The 2,391-nt window shown below is 51.2% G+C and carries 3 protein-coding genes; all 3 read left to right on the plus strand.

Annotated features, from left to right (window positions below):
* Window positions 1-328: IS66 family insertion sequence element accessory protein TnpA (gene tnpA, locus NM10_RS13115; RefSeq protein WP_020311936.1), on the plus strand; the 328-nt coding region annotated here is incomplete at its 5' end.
* Complete coding sequence (tnpB, locus tag NM10_RS12695) at window positions 328-681, plus strand: IS66 family insertion sequence element accessory protein TnpB (RefSeq protein WP_020311937.1); 354 nt, start codon at window positions 328-330, stop codon at window positions 679-681. The genes tnpA and tnpB, both read left to right, overlap by 1 nt.
* Before the next feature lie 89 nt (window positions 682-770).
* Window positions 771-2,333, plus strand: a complete 1,563-nt coding sequence (gene tnpC / locus NM10_RS12700; RefSeq protein WP_020311938.1) for an IS66 family transposase — start codon at window positions 771-773, stop codon at window positions 2,331-2,333.
* Window positions 2,334-2,391: the final 58 nt, after the last annotated feature.

A 2,391-nucleotide genomic window follows, 5' to 3' on the forward strand; every position in this document is an offset into this window, starting at 1 on the left:
ACACGAAATAAGAATGAAACACTGGATGCAGATCATCGCGCAGCGCCAGCAGAGTGGCTTAACGGTGAAGGAATTCTGTGCGCAGCAGGATATCCCTATCAAGCAGTATTACTACTGGCAACATAAACTCCGTATTCGTTTCGCACCGGCACAGGCGCCGGAAACTAAAAAGGAAGAAGTCCCCACACTAGTCCCTCTTTCGGCGGCGATTCCCGTTCAGGATTCCCTTATCGTGCAGTGTGGTGCGTTTTCCCTGGAAGTGACGGAGCATACTTCTGAAAGACTGCTGCAAAAGACGCTGCAGCTACTGCAGAAGGTGAATGCTTGATGGATTTGCATATTTCAGCAGAGCATGTCTTCATCGCCTGTGGCTATACGGACATGCGCAAGTCCATTGACGGGCTCAGTGCCATCATCGCCCAGCAGTTCCAGATGGATCCGTTTCAGCTTTCTCTTTTCCTGTTTTGCGGCCGTCGCCGGGACCGGTTCAAGGCCCTGCTCTGGCAGGGTGATGGTTTCCTGCTCCTCTACAAACGCTTGGAAAAAGGAAGGCTGCAGTGGCCAAGGACACCTGATGAAGTCCGGGAACTCACACCACAGCAGTACCGCTGGCTCATGGAGGGGCTGTCTGTTGAACAGCCTCGGGCCGTGCAAAAGATTACGCCGAAAACGGTTTTGTAAAATAGCCGAAACACTGCATAAACGCTAGGGTTTTCGGCTGTTTTATGGTATAATAGATTTATCACAAATCCGTAAGATTGAGGTGCCGTATGACAGATATCCGTGAACAGGAAATGCAGGGGAAAATCAATGAACTGACCGCGCAGAAAGCGTCTCTGGAAGCAGAGAACAAACAGCTGCGCAAGCAGGTCGAATGGCTGCGCAAGGCCCAGTTCGGCCGCAAGTCAGAAACCAAGAAAGTCGTGTACCCGGAAGAACAGATGAGCCTGTTCAATGAAGCCGAAACAGAAGCGAAACCCAGCGCTCCGGAACCGGAAATTTCGGTCAAGCCGCACAAACGCAAGAAAAAGGTCGGCCATCGTGAAGAATTACTGGCCAAACTGCCTCATCAGAAAATTGTCGTCGAACCGGAAACGACGGTCTGCCCGGAATGTGGCAGCACACTTTCGCCGGTAGGCGAAGAATTCATTCGTTCGGAAGTCGTCTACATCGCAGCCCGCGTGGAAGTGAAGGATTTCTATCGTAAAAGTTATGAATGCCGTACCTGCCGCAAGCAGGGACAGCCTACCATCCTGAAAGCAGCCATGCCTCAGCCGGTCATCCCCCATTCTATCGCCTCACCATCGGTGGTCGCCCATGTCATGATGCAGAAATATGGCTATGCCCTGCCACTGTACCGCCAGGAAAGCGAATGGAAACGCATCGGCCTGGCCTTTTCCCGGGCTAATCTGGCTAACTGGATCATCATCGCTTCCAAAGAATGGTTGGCCCCGGTCTATGGACGGATGCATGAGATGCTCCTGGAAGAGCGCTGTCTCCATGCTGATGAAACACCTATCCAGGTGCATAACGAAAAAGGCCGTAAAAATACGAGCAAGTCATATATGTGGGTCTATGCCAGCACGGCTTTGAATCCCACGCGGAAAATCCGTTTGTTTGAATATGCGCCGACGCGCAGTGCCCATTGTGCAGAAACTTTCCTGGAAGGTTTCTCTGGCTACCTGCTGACGGACGACTATGTCGGCTACCGTTCCATCAAGACAGCGGGGCATTGCCTATGCTGGGCCCATGCCCGACGGAAGTTCGTCGATGCCGCTCCGGCTTATGCTAAAGAAACGGATGGACTCGAAAACACCTTAGTCAAAGCGGGTATCGACCAAATCAGCCAGTTATTCGACAAAGAAAAAGAATATAAATCGCTCTCACCGGAAGAACGGTATGAACGACGCCTCGGGGAAGAAAAGCCTATCCTGAAGGCGCTCTTCGCGTGGGCAGAAAACAATGTCGACAAACTGCTGCCCAAATCGCCGCTGACAACGGCCATGAATTATCTCCTGTCGAACCGTGACGGGCTGACCTGTTACCTCAAAGACGGACACTGTGACATTTCCAACAACACCGCGGAAAACAGCATCCGACCTTTCACCGTTGGGCGGAAAAACTGGCTTTTCAGTAACAGCGCCAAAGGAGCCAAAGCCAGTGCCATCGTCTACAGCCTGATTGAAACAGCCAAAGCTAACGGCTTGGACCCCGAACGGTATCTGAAATACCTTTTTGAAAAGCTGCCGAATACAGCAAACTTCAAAGATACCGAAACCTTGGATCAATACCTGCCTTGGGCAACAAAGCCCCAGGAAAAGTGCAAAGAATAAATAGAATCAAAGCCCTAGACATTATGAAAAAAGGATAGCATAAGTCTGGGCTTTTCTA

Source organism: Megasphaera sp. NM10 (assembly GCF_000417505.1).
In the GTDB taxonomy this organism is placed as follows: domain Bacteria; phylum Bacillota; class Negativicutes; order Veillonellales; family Megasphaeraceae; genus Megasphaera; species Megasphaera intestinihominis.